This is a genomic window from Stenotrophomonas sp. LC732, from assembly GCF_052446685.1.
Classification (GTDB): Bacteria; Pseudomonadota; Gammaproteobacteria; order Xanthomonadales; family Xanthomonadaceae; genus Stenotrophomonas; species Stenotrophomonas muris.
This window is the reverse complement of sequence record NZ_CP199214.1, coordinates 3,252,801-3,275,509: the sequence shown is the minus strand read 5'-3', so window position 1 is coordinate 3,275,509 and position 22,709 is coordinate 3,252,801. Positions and strand designations below refer to the sequence as shown.

Below are 22,709 nucleotides of genomic sequence, written 5' to 3'. Positions count from 1 at the left end.
CGGGAAGGGCCCGCGCCGCAGCCCACATCTTGATGGAGCGTGCATGGCCTGGAATACACCCGGCGGCAACAAGGGCGGACAAGGCCCCGAGGACAATCGACGCGGGCCGTTCGGGTCGCGCGGCGGTGGCAATGGTGGTGGCTGGGGCGGACTGCCCGGGCCGCTGAAGGATCTGTTCGACGGCGGCATCGTGCGTTGGGTGGTGGCGGCCGTGGTGCTGCTGGTGCTGTTCTCCAGCTTCCAGCTGATCGGTGAGCAGCAGCGTGGCGTGGTCCTGCGCTTCGGCCAGTTCTCGCGCATCCTGCAGCCCGGCCCGAACTTCAAGCTGCCGTGGCCGATCGAGTCGGTCACCAAGGTCAACGCCACCGAGATCAAGACCTTCTCGATCCAGGTGCCGGTCCTGACCCGTGACGAGAACATCGTCAACGTCTCGCTGAACGTCCAGTACCGCATCGACGATCCGCAGCAGTACCTGTTCGGCACGGTCGATGCCAACCAGGTGCTGGAGCAGTCGGCGCAGAGCGCGGTGCGCGAGGAAGTCGGCCGCGCCGACCTCAATGCCGTGCTGAACAACCGTGGCCCGCTGGCCGTGGCCGCCGAGGAGCGCCTGCAGGCGCTGCTGAAGGCGTTCAAGACCGGCCTGACCGTGACCGGCCTGACCCTGCAGGACGCCCGTCCGCCGGAGGAAGTGAAGCCGGCCTTCGACGAGGTCAATGGTGCCCAGCAGGTCAAGGAACGCCTGATCAACGAAGCCCAGGCCTACGCCGCCAAGGTCGTGCCGGAAGCCCGAGGCCAGGCCTCGCGCGCCCGTACCACCGCCGAAGGCTACAAGCAGGCGGTGGTGTCCAAGGCCGAGGGTGACGCGCAGCGCTTCAGCCTGTTGCAGGCCCAGTACAAGGACGCGCCGGAAGTGACCCGCAAGCGCCTGTGGCTGGAGACCGTGCAGCAGGTGCTGAGCGAGAACCGCAAGGTGATCGGCGGCGATGGCCGCCAGCTGATCTACGTGCCGATGACCGGCGACACCCGTCCCACCACGTCGGCCCCGGCCGCAGTGGCAAACCCGGACGTGGTCATGCCGTCGCTGCCGGGCGCAGCGGTGGAAGCTTCCCGTGATCCGGGCCGGCCGGTGGGCCGCCCGACCGGGCGACCGAGCGGCCGTGAGGAGGGCAGCCGATGAAGAGTCCTATCTGGATCGCCGTGATCGTGGCGGTGGTGCTGGGCCTGCTCGGCTCGGTGTATGTGGTCCGTGAGGACCAGACCGCCATGGTGCTGAACCTGGGCAAGGTGGTGCGTTCGGACATCAAGCCAGGCCTGCACTTCAAGGTGCCGGTGGTGGAAACGGTGAAGGTCTTCGACCGCCGCTTCCAGGTGCTCGACACCGCGCCGGCGCGCTACTTCACCGCCGAGCAGAAGGACGTCAGCGTCGACTTCTTCGCCATCGGCTACATCTCCAACGTGGGTGACTACTTCCGTGCCACCGGCGGCGACCCGCGCGTGGCCAACGCCCGCCTGGCGCCGATCATCACCGATTCGCTGCGCAACCAGATCAACTCGCGCACCCTGCAGCAGCTGGTGTCCGGCGACCGCAGTGAGCTGATCGCCGAGCAGTTGAAGGGAATCAACGAGGCCGTGGCCGGCCTGGGCATGCAGATGATCGACCTGCGCATCAAGCAGGTGGACCTGCCCACCGACAGCCAGGTGATCAACGACGTGTACGAGCGCATGCGCGCCCAGCGCAAGCAGGAAGCCGCCAAGCTGCGCGCGGAAGGCGAGGAACAGTCGCTGACCATCCGCGCCCAGGCCGACCGTGACAGCACCGTGCTGATCGCCGAGGCCGAGCGCGATGCACAGCGCCTGCGCGGTGAAGGTGATGCGGAAGCCACCCGCATCTACGGCAAGGCCGGTTCGGCTGATCCGTCGTTCTACGCGTTCTACCGTAGCCTGGAGGCTTACCGCGGCTCCATGACCGACGGCAACGGCGTGATCGTGCTCGACAAGAACGACCCGTTCCTGCAGTACCTGAAGAACGACCGCTGAGGTCGCAGGGCATTACCCCACGGGGCCCGGCCAACTGCCGGGCCCCGTGCTTTTTCCGGAGTTCCGATGAAAGATCTGTTCGCCGCCGTCTGCCTGGTCGCGGTGCTGGAAGGCCTGTTCCTGTTCGTCGCGCCGTTCGCCTGGAAGCGCATGGCCGAACGCCTGCTGGACCTGCCCAGCCCGGCCCTGCGCAGCTTCGGCGGACTGGTGCTGCTGGCCGGCCTGAGCCTGCTGTGGTGGGTGCGGCACTAGACGCCCCGGCGCGGCCGCCTGCGTCTACGGGCGTGGCCTGGCCTTGGTAGCTGCCAACCTTGGTTGGCATTGCCGGCCAGCGGCCGGCACGACCGGGTGGGGCAGCTGACCGGCCTGCACCTGCGTGGCCTGGCCCTGGTAGATGCCAACCTTGGTTGGCATGCCGGCCAGCGGCCGGCACTACCGGGCGGGGCGGCTGACCGACCTGCACCTGCGTGGCCGGGCTCTGGTAGCTGCCAACCTTGGTTGGCATTGCCGGCCAGCGGCCGGCACGACCGGGCGGGGCAGCTGACCGGCCTGCACTTGCGTGGCCAGGCCCTGGTAGATGCCAACCTTGGTTGGCATTGCCGGCCAGCGGCTGGCACGACCGGGTGGGGCGGCTGACCGACCTGCACCTGCGTGGCCAGGCTCTGGTAGATGCCAACCTTGGTTGGCATTGCCGGCCAGCGGCCGGCACGACCGGGTGGGGCGGCTGACCGACCTGCACCTGCGTGGCCAGGCTCTGGTAGATGCCAGCCTTGGTTGGCATTGCCGGCCAGCGGCCGGCACGACCGGGCGGGGCAGCTGACCGCCCTGCACTTGCGTGGCCAGGCCCTGGTAGATGCCAACCTTGGTTGGCATTGCCGGCCAGCGGCCGGCACTACCGGGCAGGGCGGCTGACCGGCCGGTGAAGCCGTCCGTCGGAAAGGTGGCAGCGGACCCCGGAAACCCGGATAATGCACAAAAGCCGGACGGGCCTCCCCGTTCGGCTTTTTCCGTGTCTGGGCCCTCCATCGCCGGCCGCTCCCCGTTTGGAGCCGCCCTTCAGGTGCTGGCCAGCCCCGCCACGGTTTACCCGTCCGCGGCCCCGATGGCCGCAACAAACCGAGGAGCCCGTCATGGGTCAGTCTGTCGTAGTGTTGGGTGCCCAGTGGGGCGATGAAGGCAAGGGCAAGATCGTCGATCTGCTCACTGAGGAAATCGGCGCCGTCGTGCGCTTCCAGGGCGGCCACAATGCCGGCCACACCCTGGTCATCAACGGTAAGAAGACCGTCCTGCACCTGATCCCATCGGGCATCCTGCGTGACGATGCGCTGTGCCTGATCGGCAACGGCGTGGTGATCTCGCCGGCCGCGCTGCAGAAGGAAATCGCCGAGCTGGAAGCCTCCGGCGTGGAAGTGCGTTCGCGCCTGAAGATCTCCCCGGCCGCGCCGCTGATCATGCCGTACCACATCGCCCTGGACCAGGCGCGCGAGCGCGCAGCCGGTGGCAAGGCGATCGGCACCACCGGCCGCGGCATCGGCCCGGCCTACGAAGACAAGGTGGCGCGTCGCGGCATCCGCATCGCCGACCTGCATTACCCGAAGCAGCTGGAAGAACTGCTGCGCACCGCGCTGGATTACCACAACTTCGTGCTGACCAAGTATCTGAACACCGATGCGGTCGACTTCCAGAAGACCTTCGACGAAGCGCTGGCCTTCGGCGAATACGTGCAGCCGATGAAGTCCGACGTGGCCGGCATCCTGCACGACCTGCGCAAGCAGGGTAAGCGCGTGCTGTTCGAAGGTGCGCAGGGCGCGCTGCTGGACATCGACCACGGCACCTACCCGTACGTCACCAGCTCCAACACCACCGTCGGTGGTGCGCTGGCCGGTTCCGGCGTCGGCGCTGATTCGATCGACTACGTGCTGGGCATCGCCAAGGCCTACGCCACCCGCGTAGGCGGTGGCCCGTTCCCGACCGAGCTGGACGACGAAGTCGGCCAGGGCATTCGTGACCGCGGCGCCGAGTACGGTGCGTCGACCGGCCGTCCGCGTCGTTGTGGCTGGATGGACATCGTCGCGCTGAAGCGCGCCGTGGCCATCAACGGCATCAGCGGCCTGTGCATCACCAAGCTGGACGTGCTGGATGGCATGGAAAAGCTGAAGGTCTGCATCGCCTACGAATACAACGGCAAGCGCACCGAGTACGCGCCGCTGGACGCGCAGGGCTGGGAAGAATGCACCCCGGTGTACCTGGAGTTCCCGGGCTGGAGCGAGAACACCCACGGCATCACCCAGTGGGACGACCTGCCGCCGGCCGCACGCGCCTACCTGCGTTCGCTGGAAGAGCTGGCCGGCTGCCCGATCAGCATCGTCTCCACCGGCCCGGACCGCGACCACACCATGGTCCTGCAGGATCCGTTCGCCTGAGGTGGCGCCGGGCCATGCCCGGCGTTGGTGACAGGAAAAGCCCCGCGCACGCGGGGCTTTTTCGTTACTGTGTGGCCAGGCCAGCGGGGAAGCGACGCGATGACCAGGATGTCAGCGTGAAAGGCGGGACGGTAGTGCGGGTCACCCTGTGGGTGTCGTGGAGCCTGTGGTGCATGGCCGGCCTGGTACTTGTGTTGGGTGCAGCCGCCAATGCCCTGGCTTCGCGCACGCAGACGGTGCCGCTGGTGCTGCGCCCTGGCGCAACCGCCCAGATCACCGTCTACCGCCTCATCGATGACCAGCTTCGGCTGCGCCTGCGCTATGCCGCGGACGGTACAGAGGCTGACCCTGAAGTGCTGCTGCGCATCGAGACTCCCACCGATCATGGAGACTTCCGCGCAGGGGAGCGTTGGGGAGTGGCCGGGCAGGGCATCGACCGCGCGCTGGTATCGGTTGAGTCCAGCGGCCTCATGGCCTCCTACTTTGGTTACGGTCGCGGCGACGCATTGCCACGCGGCCGCTCATGGCTGCGGGTAACCGTGCTGGAGGTGGATCCGGCGCTGGCGGGACGCACTGCAGACATCGAGCTGCAGCCGCCGCTGGGTCTGCTGAAGCTGACCGACCTGGACTACCTCTGGCTGTGGCCGTTCTTTTTCTGGAAGATGGCGGCGCTGTTCCTGCTGATTCCGGGGGCTGCGTTGACTGTCTTCACTGTGGCGTTGCGGCGCCAGCAGCGCCGGGCATCGGTGCCGCCGACTTCAGCAAGGGATAGGGATTGATCGACTCTCCCTTCCACCACTGCTTCTCCGGCCCCAAGACATGCACTTCGAAGTGCAGGTGCGGGGCCTCGGCGCTGGCATTGCCGGTGCTGCCGACGTAGCCGATCACATCCCCGCGCTTGATCGCCTGTTTCTCGGCCAGGCCATCGGCATAGCGCTGCAGGTGCGCGTAGTAGTAGCACCAGCGTCCGCTGGGCTCGAACTGGTAGATCGTCAGCCCGCCGCGTTTGCTGTCGAACAGTTTTTCCACCGTGCCATCAGCCACCGCGAGTATGGGAGTACCTGCATCGGCCATGATGTCGATGGCATCGTGTACGCGGCCTTCGCTGCGTGCATCGGTGAAGGTATCGCGCAGCTGCGAGGCCAGGATGCCCTGCACCGGCAGCAGCAGGCCGGACGGTGCATCAGTGGCGCTGGACGGCGACAAGGCCGTGGGAGCCGGAGCGCCTACGCGCGGCGTTGCAACCGCAGCGACCGCTGGTTGCACTGCGGGCGGGGAAACCGCCACCGGCTCACCCGCATCGGGGTGCAGCCACCAGCCTGCTCCCACGCCCAGCAGCACGCCCAGCACGATCAGCTGCGAAAGACGCATCGGTTCACTCCTGCATCACCACGGGTACCGAGGTATCCACTGCGTCGGCCACACGCACCGCATCCCAGTTGGTCATGCGTACGCAGCCATGCGATTCGGTCTTGCCCACGTGGCTGGGTTCGGGTGTGCCATGCAGGCCGTAGTGCGGCTTGGACAGGTCGATCCAGACCCGGCCGACCGGATTGTTCGGGCCCGGTGGCAGCGTCGCCTTCTTTTCGCCCTTGCGCGCATCCCAGAACAACTTCGGGTTGTAGTGGAACGGCGGGTCGCGATACACGCCCAGGATCTTCCATTCGCCGATCGGCAACGGGTCGTGCTGGCTGCCCGATGACACCGGCACCTGCGCGATCAGCTTGCCCTGCGCATCCAGCAACTGCAGGGTGGAGTCGGATTTGTCGACCACGATCTTCGCCGCCTTCGGCAATGCCGCTGGTGCGATGTTGGGCACTTGGATGCGGCTGCCAGCCTTGGTCAGATCCACGCCGGGATTGAGCACCTTCAGCAACTCCGGCGAGGCGTGGAAGCGCTCGCCCAGGGCTTCTTCCACACTGCTGAAACCCAGCGATTTCAGTTTGGCCTGTGCGGCAGGTCCTTTCGGTATGGGCTGGAACGGACCGGCGACATCCTCGGCAGTCAGCGTGTAGCTGGCCAGCGGCCCCACCGTATCAGCCTGCAGAGCCTTCCAGGTGGCGTCGTCCAGCTCACCCGTCACGGTCAGCCCATGCGCGGCCTGGAAGCCCGCCACCGCGCGTCGCTGGTTGCTGCCCACTTCGCCATCGATCTGGCCAGGCGAGAAATTCGCGCGATCCAGCAGCACTTGGGCATGCAGTGCGGAGCGCACTGCGGTGTCCGGGTCGGCCTTCTCGGCAATGGGGGCGGGCAGGTTGGGCGCAGGGGACTGCGCGAAGGCGGGTGATATCAGTAGCGACAGGACGAACAGTACAGGATGGGGTACACGCATGGGCATCTCCGGCATTCACGGAACTACCATGCCTGTGCGCAATGCAGGACTGATGTGAAAAGAATCTGACGCCGGGATGAGTGGTGCCAACGTGACCATCCCTTGTGGGGCCGCGTCTGCACATGGAAAGCAACGAGGGCAGGCGACCACGGATCCGTCGCCGCCTGCCCTGATGTTCAATCCACAGTAACCATGATGTCGATGCTGTTGTTGTCCTCCCGTGACTCGCTCACGGTGTTCTGATCGTCAACCAGCAGCTGGATGGAGTGCACCCCTGGGGTCGGGCGCCAGACGTCGTTGTAAGTCCTGACATTGACGCTGGCGCCGGGTGCCAGGGTGTAGTTCTGGAGGCCGCCCCATACGCAACCTTCAATGAAACACTGCCCGTTCTTCATGGCCATCAGCCCAATCCAAGGCGCGCTGGCGGCGACCGAGCCGACATTCTCGATGGTTGCGGTGAACGAGGTTGCATCGCCGGATTTCGGACGCAGCGGCTGTGAATGGGCGCTGGTGATCCGAAGGTCTGGCTTGTCCGAGACCTGGATGATTCGAGCCAGCTGGTTGTTGCCCTCATTCGACTCCTGGATCAGCCCTTGGTCGTCAACAATGGAGGTGATCTGTTGCTGGCCACCCGCGGCTGGCCAAACGGGGCCTGCGGGGCTCAACCATACGGATTCGCCCGGCGCCAAGGCCGTTGTCAGGCCACTCCAGGGGCAGCCACTGGCTGGGCACGCGCCGTTTACCAGATAGACCGCTCCGAGCCAACCCGCAGGTGCGGGCATTGATCCGCGGTTGGTTACTGCCGTGCGGAATGTCACTGCATCGCCTGGCTTGAAACTGGCTGGAATCGTTTCGATCAGGTATGGCTGCAGATCGGGCAGATCCCCCACCATGATTTCCCGGGTCAACTCGTTGTTGTGTTCGTCGAGTTCCTTGATGCGGTCCGCGTCATCAGCGAACACGGTCATCGCATGCAGCCCTGCCGAAGGTGTCCAGCTGGGTCCCTGGTTCAGATCTATGGTGGCCTGTTGACCAGGGGCCAGACTGATGGTCAAGATTCCCCATTGGCATCCTCCCTCGAAACACTGTCCTTCCTCATGGACGAGGACACTGTGGTGATTCATGGGAGACGGAGCATTGCCGGCATTTCGGATGGTTGCCCGGAAACGGACTGGCTCCCCTGCCCGGAACTGGCTTGGAATCGTGTCGATCCGCGTGACCTGAAGGTCCGGTTGATGCGTGAGGTCATCGATCATTGAGTTGAAGATGGCAGGGCAGTTCTGCCCGTCGAACTGAAAATCAGGGCGTGCACCCGGCCAGAACGCAAAGTAGGCGCTGCCTAGGTTGCGAGGGCGGTCCGCTCCATACACGGCTTGCAATGAAGCTTCGAGTTTCACCCGGAAGCTGGTGCGCAGTCCGGGGTCATTGCAGCCGGTGTAGTTGAAAGCAGGAAGGACCGGAACCATTCCACCTCCCAGCAATCCGTGCCGTTTCCATTTCTGGTACTGAGCGACCTGTTCGTTGACGGTGTTCTGATACTGGTCAACGAAGACGACATCCTGTGCGTGTGGGCTCATTGCGTACTGGATCTGGACATCGCTCAACGTGCCCATCAGATTGGCGATGATCACCGGGCGCGCGGATGCATCGGGATCCGCTTGCCGAAGCCTTTCGTAGACCAGTTCCTGGAAGCGCTTGCAGATACCAAGGTTCTGTGGTGTCTGTGGCAGAGCTGGTTCGTCAAAAGTGTAGTAACCAACTACGATGTCTGAGTTCTGCAGGGCAAGTGCAGCAACAGCGTCAAGCTCCTGTTGAAGCCAGTCTGGTAGACGCTCGTTGCCAGGAGAGCAGGCACTGCCGGGATCTGCGTACCAGGCGTCGTGAACGGGTCCGTTGAACTGGAGCAGCACTTTGAATCTGGATAACAGCGGGTCCTGCCGCAGCGCCTGCAAACGGGAGCTGAGTTCACCCGTATTCCATCCTGTCACGGGAATCACATTCGCGCCGGCATTGTGCAGCTCGGTCAGCTGGGAGCGGACTGCGGGGTCAGCATTGCCGATGATGTTGTACGCGTAGAGGAACTTGAAGTTGCTTCCGGTGTATGCGTCCTGGGCGTGCGCGGACTGTGGGCTTGTCATGCAGGCAAGCAGGAGCGGAAGTGCACTGAGATAATGCCTCATGGTCGTCCTTGTACGATGGCGAGGGTGGCCGAGGTCTGGCATCTTGCAGATCAGCGGTGGCCCAGCATAACGGCAACAACTGCGTGGATCAGACCGCCTACGGAGATGCTGCGCATTCGTTGCTGGCAATGGCGATGCAAACGTGAACCGCGCCCGAAGCGTTCAGAATTTACGGGTCAAGACCCAGCATGAGGCCGCCGATAAGGCCACATCCCCCCGTATTGGATACCCCCATGAACTACTTGAGGAACGTCAGGGTTGCCTGGCGTCTTGGGCTGGGCTTTGGCCTGTTGCTGCTGCTGGTCGCCGCCGTGGTGGCCACCGGCGCCACTGCCAGTGTCGTGCAGAAGCGCGCGATGCAGCAGGTGGTCGACGTCAGCGTGGCCAAGGTGCGCCTGCTGTCGCAGATGCTCGATGCCAACAACCAGATGATGGTCGTGCGCCGCGAAATGCTGATCCGTCAGGGCGAAGACCGCGGCAGCGACGAGAAGCGCATCGCCGACCTGGTCAAGCGCTATGAGGCCAGCTGGACCGCCTACCAGGCGCTGCCCAGCGATGCCCAGGGCAAGACCATCGCGGAAACCATCGCGGCCAAGCGTGCCGTTGCGCGCCCGCTCAACAAGCAGACCAGCGAACTGATGGAGCAGGGCGATTATCCCGGCGCCGTGGCGCTGACCCTGGGCGCGGTGCAGGAAGCGGCCAACGGCTGGAACAAGGCGCTGTCCGATGGCGTGGACTTCGAGGAGAAGGAAAGCCGTGAAGCTGCCGCCGAAGCGATCCGCCTGGGCGAACGCAGCCTGCTGCAGCTGCTGGTGCTGGGCGGCGTCGCGCTGCTTGCCGGCATCGGCGCCTCGGTGATGATCGGCCGCAGCCTGACCGGCCCGCTGGCGCGCGCGGTGAACCTGGCCGAGCGGCTGTCCAAGGGCCAGCTGGACCAGGAGTTCCGCCTCGGTGGCCGGGATGAGCTGACCCAGCTGGGCGAGGCGATGGCCAGCGTGCGGCAGAGCGTGCAGGCGGCAATCGGCGCACAGCTGCAGATGGCTGAGCAGCACGAAGCGGGTGCGATCCGCTATCGCATGGACGACAGTGCCTTCCCCGGTGATTTCGGCCGCATGGTGCAGGCCACCAACAGCCTGGTCGAATCGCACGTGCAGGTGGAGCTGCTGATGGCCGAAGTGATGCAGCGTTACGCGATCGGCGACCTCAGCCGTGACCTGCCGGACTACCCGGGCGAGAAGGGCACGCTGACCCGCACTCTGGCCGCGGTAAAGCAGAGCCTGATGGCGATCAACGCGCAGATCGATGAACTGGCCCGTGCGGCTCGCGCCGGCGACTTCAGCATGCGTGGCGATGCTGCTGCGTTCCAGTATCAGTTCAAGGCGATGGTCGAACACCTCAACGGCATGATGGCCAGTTCCCAGGCCAGCATTGCCGATGTTTCCGACGTGCTGCGCGCGATCTCGCACGGTGACCTGACCGCACGCATGGACGGTGAGTACGACGGCGTGTTCGCGCGCATGCGCGACGACGCCAATACCACCACCGCGCAGCTGACGGGCATTGTGCGGGGCATCCAGGTGGCTGCCGACAGCATCAACAACGCGGCCCAGGAACTGGCCGCCGGCAACAACGACCTGTCGCGCCGCACGGAGCAGCAGGCGGCCAACCTGGAGGAAGCTGCCGCGTCGATGGAGGAGCTGACCTCCACCGTGCGCCAGAACGCCGAGCTGGCGCGTCAGGCCGACAGCGAAGCGCATGCCGCCGGTGCCGCCGTACGCGAGACCGAGCAGGCGATGGCGCAGATGGCCTCGGTGATGGGTGAGATCGATCAGTCCTCGGCACGCATCTCGGAAATCTCCACCGTTATCGACGGCATCGCGTTCCAGACCAACATCCTGGCGCTGAACGCTGCGGTGGAAGCCGCGCGCGCGGGCGAGCAGGGCCGTGGTTTTGCCGTGGTCGCCAGCGAAGTACGCACGCTCGCGCAGCGCGCCGGCGTCGCGGCCAAGGAAATCAAGGAGCTGATCGAAGACGCCGCTGCCAAGGTGAAGAGTGGCCTGGCGGTGACCGTTGAATCGGAAGCAGCGATCGCACGCGTCGCCCAGGCCAGTTCGCGCACCACCCAGCTGATGAGCGACATCGCAGCGGCCAGCAAGGAACAGGCCGCCGGCATCGAGCAGGTCAACCAGGTGGTGGTGCAGATGGACCAGGTGACGCAGCAGAACGCGGCCCTGGTGGAAGAAGCCACTGCGGCGAGCCGCGCGCTGGAAGAACAGGCGCATGCGCTGACCACGTCGGTAGCGGTATTCAAGGTGGAAGGCGCAGTGGCTTCGGCCGTGCCGCGCCGTGCAGCCTGAGCAGGCTGCTGACCCCGTGACAGGAATACGGCCGCCTTGAGCGGCCGTATTTGCATTGCCCGCTCAGGCAGCAGGGAGGATCGCCCTCATTGCTCCAGGACGCTGCCGAGCATGGCCCCAAGCACGTACAGCACGCCAAGCGTGGGAGGAATCACCAGAAGGTAGACGGTGATCCAGGTCATTCCGGAAAGCCAGCGTCCCACGCCGATGACGTTGAGTGCTGCGGTCTGCAGCATCACCGGCAGTTGCATGAGGATGTAGGCGCTCTTGGGGTCGCTGTTGGACCGGGCATCGAGCACCAGCCAGGTGGTCAGCGCGAGATAGAGCGCGCATAGGGCAATGCCGGTCCAGCTGAGCCAGCGTGGCTTGCGCATGCCGCCTTCCTCGTCTGTCCGGGGCCATCAGGGTAGCGCCGCGAGCAGCGGCGTGCACTTCCCTGGGTCGAGCCGATAAGCGAAGCTGCGCGGCAGCGAGTCGTGCGAAGGGACCTGAGAAGTGAGCAATGTGATGAACGCCGTGATGCTCCCGATCGTGATGCTGCCCGGGCTGGATGGCAGCGGCCTGCTGTCGACATGCTTCGTGGAAGCGATGCAGGACCAGGGGGTTACCGTGCAGGTGCTGCCGCTGCCCATGCACGGGCCACAGGACTACGTTACATTGGCGTCGATCCTGCGCCCGCAGCTTCCCATCTCTCCCTTTGTGCTGCTGGCTGAATCGTTTGCCGGGCCGCTGGCTATCGAACTGGCGGTGGCTTCACCGCCGGGGTTGCGCGGATTGATATTGAGTACGACCTTCGCGCGGCGACCGGTGCCGCTGCCAGCGGCGAGCGCACGCTTGCTTGCCCCTGCATGGCCACCGCCGCCGCTGGCGTTGCTGGCCCGGCTTCTGCTGGGGCATTGGCGGACACGCATGAACCTTCGCGAGCTGCGGCATGCGATCGCTGCGGTACCGACCGCGATCCTGCGGCAGCGCGCTGCGGCGACACTGCAGATCGATGTCCGCGCGCAGTTGCCGAAGCTCATGCTGCCGACGTTATGCCTGCATGCACGACAGGACCACCTGTTGTGGCCGCCCAGCGTGGCCGAGCTGCAGGTCTTGTTGCCCGATGCCCGGCACGTATCGCTGGAAGGGCCGCATCTACTGCTGCAGGCCCGTGCCGAGGCAGCCGCAGCCGAAGTTGCCGCATGGATGAGGGCGCTCCCCTCCTGATCGAAGACTCAGCCGCGTGCACGCGTGCGCGCGGCTTTCTTCGCCGCCGCCTTGCGCACGGTCTTCTTCGCGGCTCGCGTCTTGGCTGCCTTCTTCGCGGCGGCGCTCCGCGCGGCGGCCGTACCCGCCTTCTTTACCGCTGCCTTCTTCGCCGTCTTCTTTGCGGCCTTCTTTGTCGCGGTCTTGCGAGCCGGTGCCTTCTTCGCCACTGCCTTCTTCGCAGGTGCCTTCTTCGCCGCCGTCCTCTTGGTTGCGGCCTTCTTTGTGGCCGATTTCCTGGCAGGCGCCTTCTTGGCAGCCTTCTTGCTGGTCGCCTTCTTCGCGCCCTTGCGGGCACTGCCGGCGCGCTTGCCGCCGCCGTCCTGCTTGTTCACGGTGGCCCAGGCAATGCGCTCGGCGGTGCCTTCACTCGCGCCGCGATCACGTTCGCTTTGCTCGATGTGCTCGGCCTGGCGCTTCTGCTTTTCGGTGTATGCGGATTTGTCACCACGGGGCATGACGATTCTCCTGTCGTTGTGGTCAGGCCAGCAGGCGCAGCTTGGGCTCGCGCGCCCACTGGCGGGTGGCGGCCGCCGCCAGGAATGCCTTGGCGTCTTCTGCTTCGACGATGCCGGGGTCGTTGCCGACGCGCGCCGCCTTCAGCAGCACCTGGCCGCCCGCGTCGCTGGCGATGGCCTTCAGGTGTGCCCACGCCTGGCTGACGAATTCGACGGCTGCACTCTCTTTCGACAAGGCCTTCGCGGCTTCAAGGCTGAGCACCACGGCTACTGCATCGAACACGGCTGACGGGGTGCCCGCCAGCTGCCCATCTGCCGCCTGCAATGCGCCATCGCTCAGCGTGGCGCCTCCCACTTTTGGCGCGACCAGCTTCACGTCTGCACCTGCCTTCCGGGCGGCCTTGCTCAGGCTGGCAATCACGCGCGCGTCGGAGCCTTCGTCGAACAGGATGCCGATGCAGCGACCCTGCAGGGTCGGCTTGTTACGCCCGATCACGCGCACCTCGGGAGCGGGCGGCATGTCTCGCACCGGCGTGGCGGTTGGGGCCGGGTCGGGCAGCGCAGGCAGGGCCAGGCCATCGGCCACGCGCTGCGCCAGCGCGTCATCGATGTTGCGCAGGTGGCTGACGGTGCGCACCCGCACCTTCAGCGTTTCCACCTTGGACAGCTCGAACACCAGCGCCGATGCCAGGTGCGCCTGCTCCGGCTTTTCCAGGCTGCGGAAGAACATCCGGGCCTGGCTGTAGTGGTCGGCGAAACTCTCCGCGCGGGTGCGGCCCTTGCGGCCATCGTCGGCGCTGGCATGGCTGCGGAATCCGGGAGGCGTCTCGCGCGGGGTGTCGTCCTGCAGCGAGCTGGGATCGTAGGCGACGCGGCCCTTGGGCACCTGCATCTGCATGTGGCCGTCGCGCTGATGATTGGCAAACGGGCACTTCGGTGCATTCACCGGGATCTGGTGGAAGTTCGGGCCGCCCAGGCGCAGCAGCTGGGTGTCCAGGTAGGAGAACAGGCGGCCCTGCAGCAGCGGGTCGTTGCTGAAGTCGATGCCGGGCGGCACGTTGGCCGGGCAGAACGCCACCTGCTCGGTCTCTGCGAAGAAGTTGTCGGGCCAGCGGTCCAGTACCATGCGCCCGATCACCTGCAACGGCACCAGCGATTCGGGAATGATCTTGGTTGGATCCAGGTGGTCGAACGGGAATGCGTCGGCGTCTTCTTCGGTGAACAGCTGCACCGCCAGCTCCCATTCGGGAAAGTCGCCGCGCTGGATGGCCTCGAACAGGTCGCGGCGATGGAAGTCATTGTCGGCCGATTGCAGTTTCAACGCTTCGTCCCAGACCGTGGACTGAATGCCCAGCTTGGGCCGCCAGTGGAACTTGACGAACGTCGACTCGCCGGCCTCGTTCAGCAGGCGGAAGCTGTGCACACCGAAGCCTTCGATCATCCGCAGCGAACGCGGGATGGCGCGGTCGCTCATCGCCCACATGATCATGTGCATCGATTCGGGCATCAGCGAAATGAAGTCCCAGAACGTGTCATGGGCCGACGCGGCCTGCGGGAAGGCGCGGTCCGGCTCCATCTTCACTGCGTGCACCAGGTCCGGAAACTTCATCGCGTCCTGGATGAAGAACACCGGGATGTTGTTGCCGACCAGATCCCAGTTGCCCTCCTTGGTGTAGAACTTGACCGCAAAGCCGCGCACGTCGCGCGGGGTATCCACCGAGCCTGCGCCACCGGCCACGGTCGAGAAGCGGGTGAATACCGGCGTCTTCACGCCGACCTCGGTCAGGATGCGTGCGCGGGTATGGGCTGCCAGTGATCGGGTCAGCTCGAAGTAGCCGTGTGCTGCGCTGCCACGTGCGTGCACGATGCGCTCGGGAATGCGTTCGTGATCGAAGTGGGTGATCTTCTCGCGCAGGATGAAGTCCTCCAGCAGCGTGGGCCCCCGAGGTCCCTGCCGCAGGGAGTTCTGGTTGTCCGCCACCGGAATGCCCTGGTCGGTGGTCATTGCCGGATGGCTGCCCCCGGCCTGCTGGTGCAGTTCATCGCCATCGCCCCGGCGGTGGCTTTCGGCAGGGACGGTTGCGCGCTTGCCGGTCGGCTTGCTGGCGGCCATGGACGTTGGCTCCGGATCATCAAAAGGAACCACGACACTGGAACCAGCCCCGTTAAACCACGGTCCGGCAAAGGTGAACGTACGGGCAAAAGCAGGCTCGGGTATGCTTGCCGCATGCGAGTCGAGCCCGCCGACATCGAAGCCCTGTTCGACGCCATCCCGGATGTGCTGTTCTTCATCAAGGACCGCCAGGGGCGTTACACCCACGTCAACCAGACCATGCTGCGGCGGCTGGGTCTGCGCGCGCGCAAGGACGTGATCGGGCGTACGGCGGCCGAAATCTACCCGACCGGCCTCAGTGCGGACTACGTTGACCAGGACGCCCGCGTGCTGTCCGGTGAGGTGATCGAGAACCTGATGGAGCTGCACCTGTTCGCCAACCGCGAACCGGGCTGGTGCCTGACCTGCAAGCGCCCGCTGGTGGTCGACGGGGCCATCGAGGGCCTGATCGGCATTTCCCGCGACCTTGGCCAGAAGGACAGCCTCGGTACCCAGTACGAGCAGCTGCGGCTGGCGCTGGCCCACCTCAACGCGCACTACGCCGAGAACGTGCGCATGCAGACCCTGCTGGACATCACCGGCTTTTCGCTGTCCAAGCTGGAGCGCAGCTTCCGCAAGGTGTTCCAGATGACCCCGCAGCAGGTGCTGACCCGGCTGCGGATCCAGATGGCCATGCATCTGCTGCATGGCGACGACAGCATCGCCTGCATCGGCCAGGCCTGCGGTTTCAGCGACCAGAGTGCCTTCACCCGCAAGTTCAAGGCTGAAACCGGTTTCTCGCCGCGTGCCTATCGTGCCCGTATCGGTGGGAACGTCGGCGAGCCGGCGCTGGCCTGAGCCGCCTGCTGCGCTGTGCCTATCCCCGTGGGCACGGGACAGGGTAAGGTGTCGCCCCTGTAGCCCGCCGCCAGCCCCGCCGATGCCCAACTCGATTCCGACCGCTTCGCCGTCCCGCCTCGGACATTCGCTCAAGCCCCGCCAGCTGATCATGATGGGCCTGGGCAGCGCCATCGGCGCCGGCCTCTTCCTCGGCTCGGGCGTGGGTGTGCAGGCGGCCGGTCCGGCGGTCCTGGTGTCGTATCTGGTCGCCGGCGCCCTGGTGATCATCGTGATGAACGCGCTGGGCGAGATGGCGGCGGCCAAGCCCACCAGCGGCGCGTTCTCGGTGTATGCAGCCGACGCCATGGGCGCTACCGCCGGTGCCACCGTGGGCTGGCTGTGGTGGGTGCAGCTGGTGATCGTGATCGCCGCCGAAGCCGTGGGTGCGGCCGGGCTGCTGGCCACGGTCTGGCCGGCGATACCGGTACCGATGGCGGCGTTGGCGTTCATGCTGTTCTTCACCGCGATCAACCTGCTCGGAGTGAAGAACTTCGGCGAGTTCGAATTCTGGTTCGCCATCCTCAAAGTCGCGGCGATCCTGGCGTTCATCGCCATTGGCGTGGCGCTGCTGATGGGATGGCTGCCGCAGGTGACCTCCCCGGGCCTGAGCAACTTCACCGAACACGGTGGTTTTGCGCCGAAGGGCCTGGCCGGGATCGGCGCGGCGCTGCTGGTGGTGGTGTTCGCCTTCGGCGGCACCGAGATCGTGGCCGTGGCGGCGGCCGAAACCGAAGACCCCGAGCGCAGCATTGCCCGTGCCATCCGCACCGTGGCCTGGCGCATCCTGGTGTTCTACATCGGCTCGCTGAGCGTGATCATCGCCGTGGTGCCGTGGACCAGCGAGGCGCTGAAGTCGCCGTTCGCCGCCGTGCTGGACATCGCCCGCATCCCGGGCGCTGGTACCGCCATCACGCTGATCGCCGTGATCGCGCTGCTGTCGGCGCTCAATGCCAACCTCTACGGCGCCTCGCGCATGATGTATTCGCTGGCGCAGCGTCGCGAAGCGCCGGCCGTGCTTGGCTGGACCGACCCGCGCCAGGTGCCGGTGATCGCCGTGCTGGCCAGCGTGCTGTTCGGCTTTGCCGCCACGGTGATGGAACTGCTGTTCCCGGACCGGGTGCTGCCGGTGCTGCTGAACATCGTCGGTTCCACCTGCCTGCTGGTGTGGACGCTGTCGCTGGTCTCGCAGCTGGTGCTGCGTCGTCGCGCGGATCGTCTGGGTACCCGACTGCCGTTCCGCATGGCCGGTTTCCCGTGGCTGACCTGCTGTGCACTGGCGATCCTTGCGCTGATCTTCGGCCTGCTGCTGAGTGAGTCGCACACCCGCCTGCAGTTCCTGTCGATGGTGGCGTTGACCGCCACGATCGCCGCCAGCAGTGCCATCGCGCGGCGCATGCGCCAGGCGTGATTCTGTAGAGCCGACCCTGCGGTCGGCTGCTGTTTGCGCGATCGCCAGCCGAGCATGGGCTCGGCTCTACAACAGGAACACACTCCGCGTGGCACTGTGCAGGCAGGCCGTCATCGGCCCGTCGACCAGGAGTACCGCATGCTGCGCAGCCGTCCCTTCCTGATGTTCACCGGCCAGGCCGAGGCCGCGCTGGCCCTGTACGCCGAAGCCTTTGCCGATTTCCGGCTGCTGGCCCTGCAACGCCATCCCGAGGGGGCCGGCGCCGGCGTGCCGGGGCAGGTCCGCCAGGCCATCTTCCTGCTCGGTGGCACCCACTACCTGTGCTTCGACAGCCTGGACGTGCACGATTTCACCTTCTCGCCGTCGATCTCGCTGTTCGTCGAGTGTTCCGGTGCCGAGCAGTTCGAGCGCGCGGCACGCGTGCTGGGTGAGGGCGGCCATTGGTTGATGCCGGTGGGCGACTATGACTTCAGCAATCGCTACGGCTGGGTGCAGGACCGCTTTGGCGTGTCGTGGCAGTTGAGCCTGGGGCAGATGCCGGACCCGTGATCGGATGCTTGTGGGTGTGGGCCTTGGTCCACACGCCCCATGAAAACGGCCCGCTTGCGCGGGCCGTTTTCTTTACCGATGCAGTGAGGAATCACGCCTCGACTTCATCATCCTTGTAGGCATCGACCGGGATGCAGGCGCACATCACGTTCTTGTCGCCGTACACGTTGTCGACACGCGCCACCGGCGGCCAGTATTTGCTCTGCTTCAGGCTGGCCAGCGGGAAGGCGGCCAGTTCACGCGGGTAGGCGTGGGTCCACTCGCTGGCGGTCACTGCGGTGGCAGTGTGCGGCGCGTTCTTCAGCGGGTTGTCCTCGCGGTCCAGGCGGCCGTCTTCGATCGCGGTGATCTCCTCGCGGATCTGGATCATCGCGTTGATGAAGCGATCCAGTTCGTGCAGCGATTCGCTTTCGGTCGGCTCCACCATCAGCGTGCCGGCCACCGGGAAGCTCAGGGTCGGGGCATGGAAGCCGAAGTCGATCAGGCGCTTGGCCACGTCCTCGGCACCGATGCCGCTGGTCTTCTCCAGCGGGCGCACGTCCAGGATGCACTCGTGCGCCACCAGGCCGTTGCGGCCGGTGTACAGGGTCTTGAAGTGCGGGGCCAGGCGCTTGGCGATGTAGTTGGCGTTGAGCTGCGCGACCTGGGTGGCCTTGCGCAGGCCGTCGCGGCCCATCATCGCGATGTACATCCAGCTGATCGGCAGGATCGAGGCGCTGCCGAAGCTGGCCGCGCTGACCATGCCGACCGGGCCGTTGTCACCCAGCTTGCCCGGCAGGAACGGGGCCAGGTGCTCCTTGACCGCGCACGGGCCGACGCCCGGGCCGCCACCGCCGTGCGGGATGCAGAAGGTCTTGTGCAGATTCAGGTGCGAAACGTCCGACCCCCACTTGCCCGGCTTGGCCACGCCGACCAGGGCATTCATGTTGGCACCGTCGGTGTACACCTGGCCGCCGTGCTTGTGGATGATCTCGCAGATCTCCACCACCTCTTCCTCGAACACGCCGTGCGTGGACGGGTAGGTCATCATGATCGCGGCCAGGCGGTCGCTGTACTTCTCGGCGTTGAGGCGGATGTCCTCGACGTCGACGTTGCCGTTGGCATCGGTCTTGGTCACCACCACCTTCATGCCGCACATCTGCGCCGAGGCCGGGTTGGTGCCGTGCGCCGAATCCGGGATCAGGCAGATGTCGCGGTGGCCTTCGCCGCGCGAGCGGTGGTAGGCGCGGATCGCCAGCAGGCCGGCGTACTCGCCCTGCGCGCCGGAGTTCGGCTGCAGGCTGACCGCGTCATAGCCGGTGCATTCCACCAGCATCGCTTCCAGCGTGTCGATGAGTTCCTTGTAGCCCAGCGCCTGGTCGGCCGGCACCAGCGGGTGGATCTGCGAGAACTCCGGCCAGGTCACCGGGATCATCTCGGCGGTGGCGTTGAGCTTCATGGTGCACGAGCCCAGCGGGATCATCGTGCGGTCCATCGCCAGGTCCTTGTCGGCCAGCGAGCGCAGGTAGCGCAGCAGTTCGTGCTCGCTGTGGTGGGTGTTGAACACCGGATGGGTCAGGAATGCGGACTGGCGCAGCAGGCCGGCCGGCAGCGCATCGGCGGTGCTGGCATCCAGCGCGTCGACGTCGGCCTGCGCACCGAACACGGCGGCCAGTGCGACCACGTCGGCGCGGGTGGCGGTCTCGTCCAGGCTGATGCCGACCGAGTCGCTGTCGATCGCACGCAGGTTGTAACCGGCGGCGCGGGCCTTGGCGTGAATCTCATCGGCGTGCACGCCGGTGATGTGCAGCGTGTCGAAGAAGTCGCCACCGACCTGCACGCCGGCCTCGCGCAGCGCGGCGGCCAGGATCGAGGCCAGGCGGTGGGTGCGCCGGGCGATGCGGGTCAGGCCTTCCGGGCCGTGGTACACGGCATACATCGAGGCCATCACCGCCAGCAGCACCTGTGCGGTACAGATGTTGGAGGTGGCCTTCTCGCGGCGGATGTGCTGCTCGCGGGTCTGCAGGGTCAGGCGGTAGGCCGGGTTGCCCTGGTCATCGACCGAGACGCCGATCAGGCGGCCCGGCATCGAGCGCTTGTAGGCGTCGCGGCAGGCCATGAATGCGGCGTGCGGGCCGCCGAAGCCGAACGGCACGCCGAAACGCTGGCTGTTGCCGACCACGATGTCCGCACCCCATTCGCCCGGGGCGGCCAGCAGGGTCAGCGCCAGCAGGTCGGTGGCCACGGCCACCAGGCCGCCGCGCGCGTGCACGGCCTCGACCAGCGCCTTGTAGTCGCCGATCTGGCCGAAGGTGTCCGGGTACTGCAGCAGCAGGCCGAAGGCTTCTGCTTCCAGTGCCTCGGCCGGGGTGCCGACGCGCAGCACGATGCCCATGGGCTCGGCGCGGGTACGCAGCAGTTCCAGGGTCTGCGGGTGCACGGCGTCGTGCACGAAGAAGGTGTCCGACTTCGACTTGGCCGAACGCTTGGCCAAGGTCATCGCTTCAGCTGCGGCGGTGGCTTCGTCCAGCAGCGAGGCGTTGGCGATTTCCATGCCGGTGAGGTCGGCGCACAGGGTCTGGAAGTTGATCAGCGCTTCCATGCGGCCCTGCGAGATCTCGGCCTGGTACGGGGTGTAGGCGGTGTACCAGGCCGGGTTTTCCAGGATGTTGCGCAGGATCACGTTCGGCGTGTGGGTACCGTAGTAGCCCTGGCCGATGAAGCTGCGCAGCACGGTGTTCTTGTCGGCGATCGCACGGATCTTCGCCAGTGCCTGCACTTCGGTCATCGATTCCGGCAGTGCCAGCGGCGCCGGCGACTTGATCTTGGCCGGTACGATGGCATCGGTCATCGCATCCAGCGACGCGTGGCCGACGACGTCGAGCATCTGCGCGATCTCGGCATCGTTGGGGCCGATGTGGCGCTCGACGAACGCATTGTGGTGCTCGAGCTCACGCAGGGAAGGGGTGTTCTGGGACATGGCGAAGGATCCGTCAGGAAAGGGCACACGCACGGGCACAAGCCGCCGGTCGGCGGTCTGCGGGGCGCCCCTCTGTCCTTTTGCCTGAGAGTTTGGAAGCGCGGAAAACCGCGGCTTCGTGCCCCTTCGGCGCCGGATCGAACCGGTCTCTCCAGAGTTGTGTTACGGGTGGTATCGGGCCTGAGCGATTACGGGCGTTGCGCCTTCGGCAGCGGTGTTCCGCTTCTCCCACCGTGTTGCCCGCCGATTATAGCCCGTTGCGGGCGCGCCAGCCGCCTGCGGGCCCGGCCGCGGCGCCTGAATGGCCGATGGCCCGCCCGTGCGTTTTGTGCACTGCTGCATGGCATCAGGCGCAATCCCCACCTATGATGGGCGGATACCCGAATTCATCTGGCGCCGTCCCTGCTGCAGGGGACTGGCGCCCGCCGTGCGTGCCGCGCATGGCCCTGCCGGACGCCTTCTCCATGACCGCCGCTGTTGCTCCTTCCACCCGCCGCATGGCCCTGCTGCTCGCCGGCCTGGCCATGTTCGGTCCGTTCTCGATCGACACCATCTTCCCCGCGTTCCCGCAGCTGGCCCAGCGCCTGGCGGTGGACGAGGTGGCGGTGCAGCAGACCATCAGCGTGTACCTGCTGTTCTACGGCCTGATGAGCCTGGCACACGGCCCGCTGTCCGATGCCTGGGGCCGCAAGCGGGTGATCCTCGGCGGCCTGGTGGTGTTCGTCGGCGCCTCGGTCGGCTGTGCGCTGTCCACCGATCTGACCACGCTGCTGGGGTTCCGCGCCCTGCAGGGCCTGTCCGCAGGCGTCGGCATGATCGTCGGCCGCGCGGTGATCCGCGACCTGTACCACGGTCACGACGCGCAGCGGCTGATGAGCCAGGTGTCGATGCTGTTCGGCATCGCCCCGGCGATCGCGCCGATCATCGGTGGCTGGATCCTGCTCAGCGGTGCTGGCTGGCCGCTGATCTTCTGGTTCCTGGTGGTGTTCGCACTGGTTCTGCTGGCGGCCACCGCCCGCTACCTGCCGGAGACCCATCCGCTCGAAGCGCGCGTTCCGTTGTCGCCGCGGGTGCTGATGCGTGATTACGTGCGCATCGGTTTCAATCCGCGCTTCCTGCGCCTGGCGCTGGCCGGCAGCATCGGTTTCGGTGGCATCTTCCTGTACATCTCCTCGGCACCGGTGTTCGTGATGCAGCACCTGCACCTGGGCGAGGGCGGTTTCGCCTGGCTGTTCATCCCCACCATCGGCGGCATGACCACCGGCTCGTTCCTGTCCGGGCGCATGGCCGGGCACACCACGCCCACCCGCCAGGTCTCCATTGGTTTCGGCCTGTGCGCGCTGTCGGTGCTGCTGAACGTCGGCTACGTGGCGCTGGCGCCGCAGTTCGTGCTGCCGTGGGCGGTGCTGCCGATCTTCCTGGGTGGCATGGGCATGGCGCTGATCTTCCCGATCCTGGCGCTGGCGGTGCTGGACATGTACCCGCACCAGCGCGGCCTGGCCTCGTCGCTGCAGGCCTTCGTGCAGCTGATGATCAGCACCGTGGTGGCCGGCGTGGTGTCGCCGCTGCTCAGCGCCAGCCCGCTGCACCTGGCGTTGGGCCAGGCTGGGTTCTTCGGCGCCGGCTTCGTGTTCTGGTACTGGGAACACCGGCGCGAACGCGCGGCGCAGGCAGCCTGCACGGGTCACTGAGCAGCGCGCAGGGGTAGGGCAGGCTGCGACGCCCGCAACGCTTGCGACGGGAAATCACCGGACTAGGCTGGGCAC

Annotated in this window: 18 protein-coding genes and 1 riboswitch; of the genes, 11 read left to right on the top strand and 7 right to left on the bottom strand. The window is 66.3% G+C overall.

Annotated elements, in window-relative coordinates; genetic code table 11:
- Positions 1-43 precede the first annotated feature (43 nt).
- The 5 genes from hflK (at position 44) to ACT6SE_RS15625 (ending at position 5,239) form a co-directional block, all read left to right on the top strand.
- Complete coding sequence (gene hflK / locus ACT6SE_RS15645) at positions 44-1,177, top strand: FtsH protease activity modulator HflK (RefSeq protein WP_005418335.1); 1,134 nt, start codon at positions 44-46, stop codon at positions 1,175-1,177.
- A complete protein-coding gene (gene hflC / locus ACT6SE_RS15640; RefSeq protein WP_014648031.1) occupies positions 1,174-2,037 on the top strand; it encodes a protease modulator HflC in 864 nt (287 codons plus the stop codon). Before hflK ends, hflC begins: the two co-directional genes overlap by 4 nt.
- A gap of 66 nt (positions 2,038-2,103) precedes the next feature.
- Positions 2,104-2,289, top strand: coding sequence for a DUF2065 domain-containing protein (locus ACT6SE_RS15635; protein WP_005414170.1), 186 nt, complete (start codon positions 2,104-2,106; stop codon positions 2,287-2,289).
- 878 nt (positions 2,290-3,167) lie between these two features.
- Positions 3,168-4,460 (top strand): adenylosuccinate synthase, encoded by a 1,293-nt coding sequence (locus ACT6SE_RS15630; protein ID WP_014648029.1) that lies wholly within the window; start codon positions 3,168-3,170, stop codon positions 4,458-4,460.
- 116 nt (positions 4,461-4,576) lie between these two features.
- Positions 4,577-5,239 carry a hypothetical protein gene (locus tag ACT6SE_RS15625; protein ID WP_046431984.1) on the top strand — a complete coding sequence of 221 codons (663 nt, stop codon included), beginning with the start codon at positions 4,577-4,579 and terminating at the stop codon, positions 5,237-5,239.
- Here ACT6SE_RS15625 and ACT6SE_RS15620 read toward each other — a convergent pair.
- From ACT6SE_RS15620 to ACT6SE_RS15610, 3 genes are all read right to left on the bottom strand, one after another.
- Entirely contained in the window at positions 5,169-5,831 is a 663-nt protein-coding gene (locus ACT6SE_RS15620; RefSeq protein ID WP_046431983.1) for a M23 family metallopeptidase, read from the bottom strand. The two genes, ACT6SE_RS15625 and ACT6SE_RS15620, sit on opposite strands and share 71 nt — an antisense overlap.
- A 4-nt stretch (positions 5,832-5,835) precedes the next feature.
- On the bottom strand, positions 5,836-6,798 hold the full coding sequence (locus ACT6SE_RS15615; RefSeq protein ID WP_046432024.1) for a L,D-transpeptidase family protein: 963 nt from the start codon (positions 6,796-6,798) through the stop codon (positions 5,836-5,838).
- Between the two features lie 170 nt (positions 6,799-6,968).
- Positions 6,969-8,972 (bottom strand): CARDB domain-containing protein, encoded by a 2,004-nt coding sequence (locus ACT6SE_RS15610; RefSeq protein WP_049420611.1) that lies wholly within the window; start codon positions 8,970-8,972, stop codon positions 6,969-6,971.
- A 233-nt stretch (positions 8,973-9,205) separates the two neighbouring features.
- On the opposite strand from ACT6SE_RS15610, the gene ACT6SE_RS15605 reads away from it, so the two are divergent.
- The gene (locus ACT6SE_RS15605; protein WP_046431981.1) at positions 9,206-11,329 is read left to right on the top strand and encodes a methyl-accepting chemotaxis protein; all 2,124 of its coding nucleotides are present in this window, start codon (positions 9,206-9,208) and stop codon (positions 11,327-11,329) included.
- A gap of 86 nt (positions 11,330-11,415) precedes the next feature.
- Here ACT6SE_RS15605 and ACT6SE_RS15600 read toward each other — a convergent pair whose 3' ends face one another.
- Complete coding sequence (locus tag ACT6SE_RS15600; protein WP_032960023.1) at positions 11,416-11,703, bottom strand: hypothetical protein; 288 nt, start codon at positions 11,701-11,703, stop codon at positions 11,416-11,418.
- A 133-nt stretch (positions 11,704-11,836) separates the two neighbouring features.
- Between ACT6SE_RS15600 and ACT6SE_RS15595 the strand changes: the two genes are divergently transcribed.
- Positions 11,837-12,538, top strand: a complete 702-nt coding sequence (locus tag ACT6SE_RS15595; protein ID WP_046431979.1) for an alpha/beta fold hydrolase — start codon at positions 11,837-11,839, stop codon at positions 12,536-12,538.
- 8 nt (positions 12,539-12,546) lie between these two features.
- Here the strand turns inward: ACT6SE_RS15595 and ACT6SE_RS15590 are convergent, their stop codons facing one another.
- On the bottom strand, positions 12,547-13,035 hold the full coding sequence (locus tag ACT6SE_RS15590; RefSeq protein ID WP_046431976.1) for a hypothetical protein: 489 nt from the start codon (positions 13,033-13,035) through the stop codon (positions 12,547-12,549).
- Positions 13,036-13,057: 22 nt separating this feature from the next.
- Complete coding sequence (locus tag ACT6SE_RS15585; RefSeq protein WP_046431974.1) at positions 13,058-15,148, bottom strand: catalase; 2,091 nt, start codon at positions 15,146-15,148, stop codon at positions 13,058-13,060.
- 114 nt (positions 15,149-15,262) lie between these two features.
- On the opposite strand from ACT6SE_RS15585, the gene ACT6SE_RS15580 reads away from it, so the two are divergent.
- From ACT6SE_RS15580 to ACT6SE_RS15570, 3 genes are all read left to right on the top strand, one after another.
- Positions 15,263-15,985 (top strand): AraC family transcriptional regulator, encoded by a 723-nt coding sequence (locus tag ACT6SE_RS15580; RefSeq protein WP_014038112.1) that lies wholly within the window; start codon positions 15,263-15,265, stop codon positions 15,983-15,985.
- An 82-nt stretch (positions 15,986-16,067) separates the two neighbouring features.
- Positions 16,068-17,435, top strand: coding sequence for an amino acid permease (locus ACT6SE_RS15575; protein WP_014648020.1), 1,368 nt, complete (start codon positions 16,068-16,070; stop codon positions 17,433-17,435).
- Positions 17,436-17,573: 138 nt separating this feature from the next.
- Positions 17,574-17,984 carry a VOC family protein gene (locus ACT6SE_RS15570; RefSeq protein ID WP_005418291.1) on the top strand — a complete coding sequence of 137 codons (411 nt, stop codon included), beginning with the start codon at positions 17,574-17,576 and terminating at the stop codon, positions 17,982-17,984.
- 91 nt (positions 17,985-18,075) lie between these two features.
- On the opposite strand, the gene gcvP is transcribed toward ACT6SE_RS15570, so the two are convergent.
- A complete protein-coding gene (gene gcvP / locus ACT6SE_RS15565) occupies positions 18,076-20,943 on the bottom strand; it encodes an aminomethyl-transferring glycine dehydrogenase (protein WP_444811019.1) in 2,868 nt (955 codons plus the stop codon).
- Between the two features lie 62 nt (positions 20,944-21,005).
- Positions 21,006-21,108: riboswitch (glycine riboswitch) on the bottom strand.
- A 299-nt stretch (positions 21,109-21,407) separates the two neighbouring features.
- Here gcvP and ACT6SE_RS15560 point away from each other — a divergent pair.
- Entirely contained in the window at positions 21,408-22,634 is a 1,227-nt protein-coding gene (locus tag ACT6SE_RS15560; RefSeq protein ID WP_032960036.1) for a multidrug effflux MFS transporter, read from the top strand.
- The last annotated feature ends 75 nt before the right edge of the window (positions 22,635-22,709 follow it).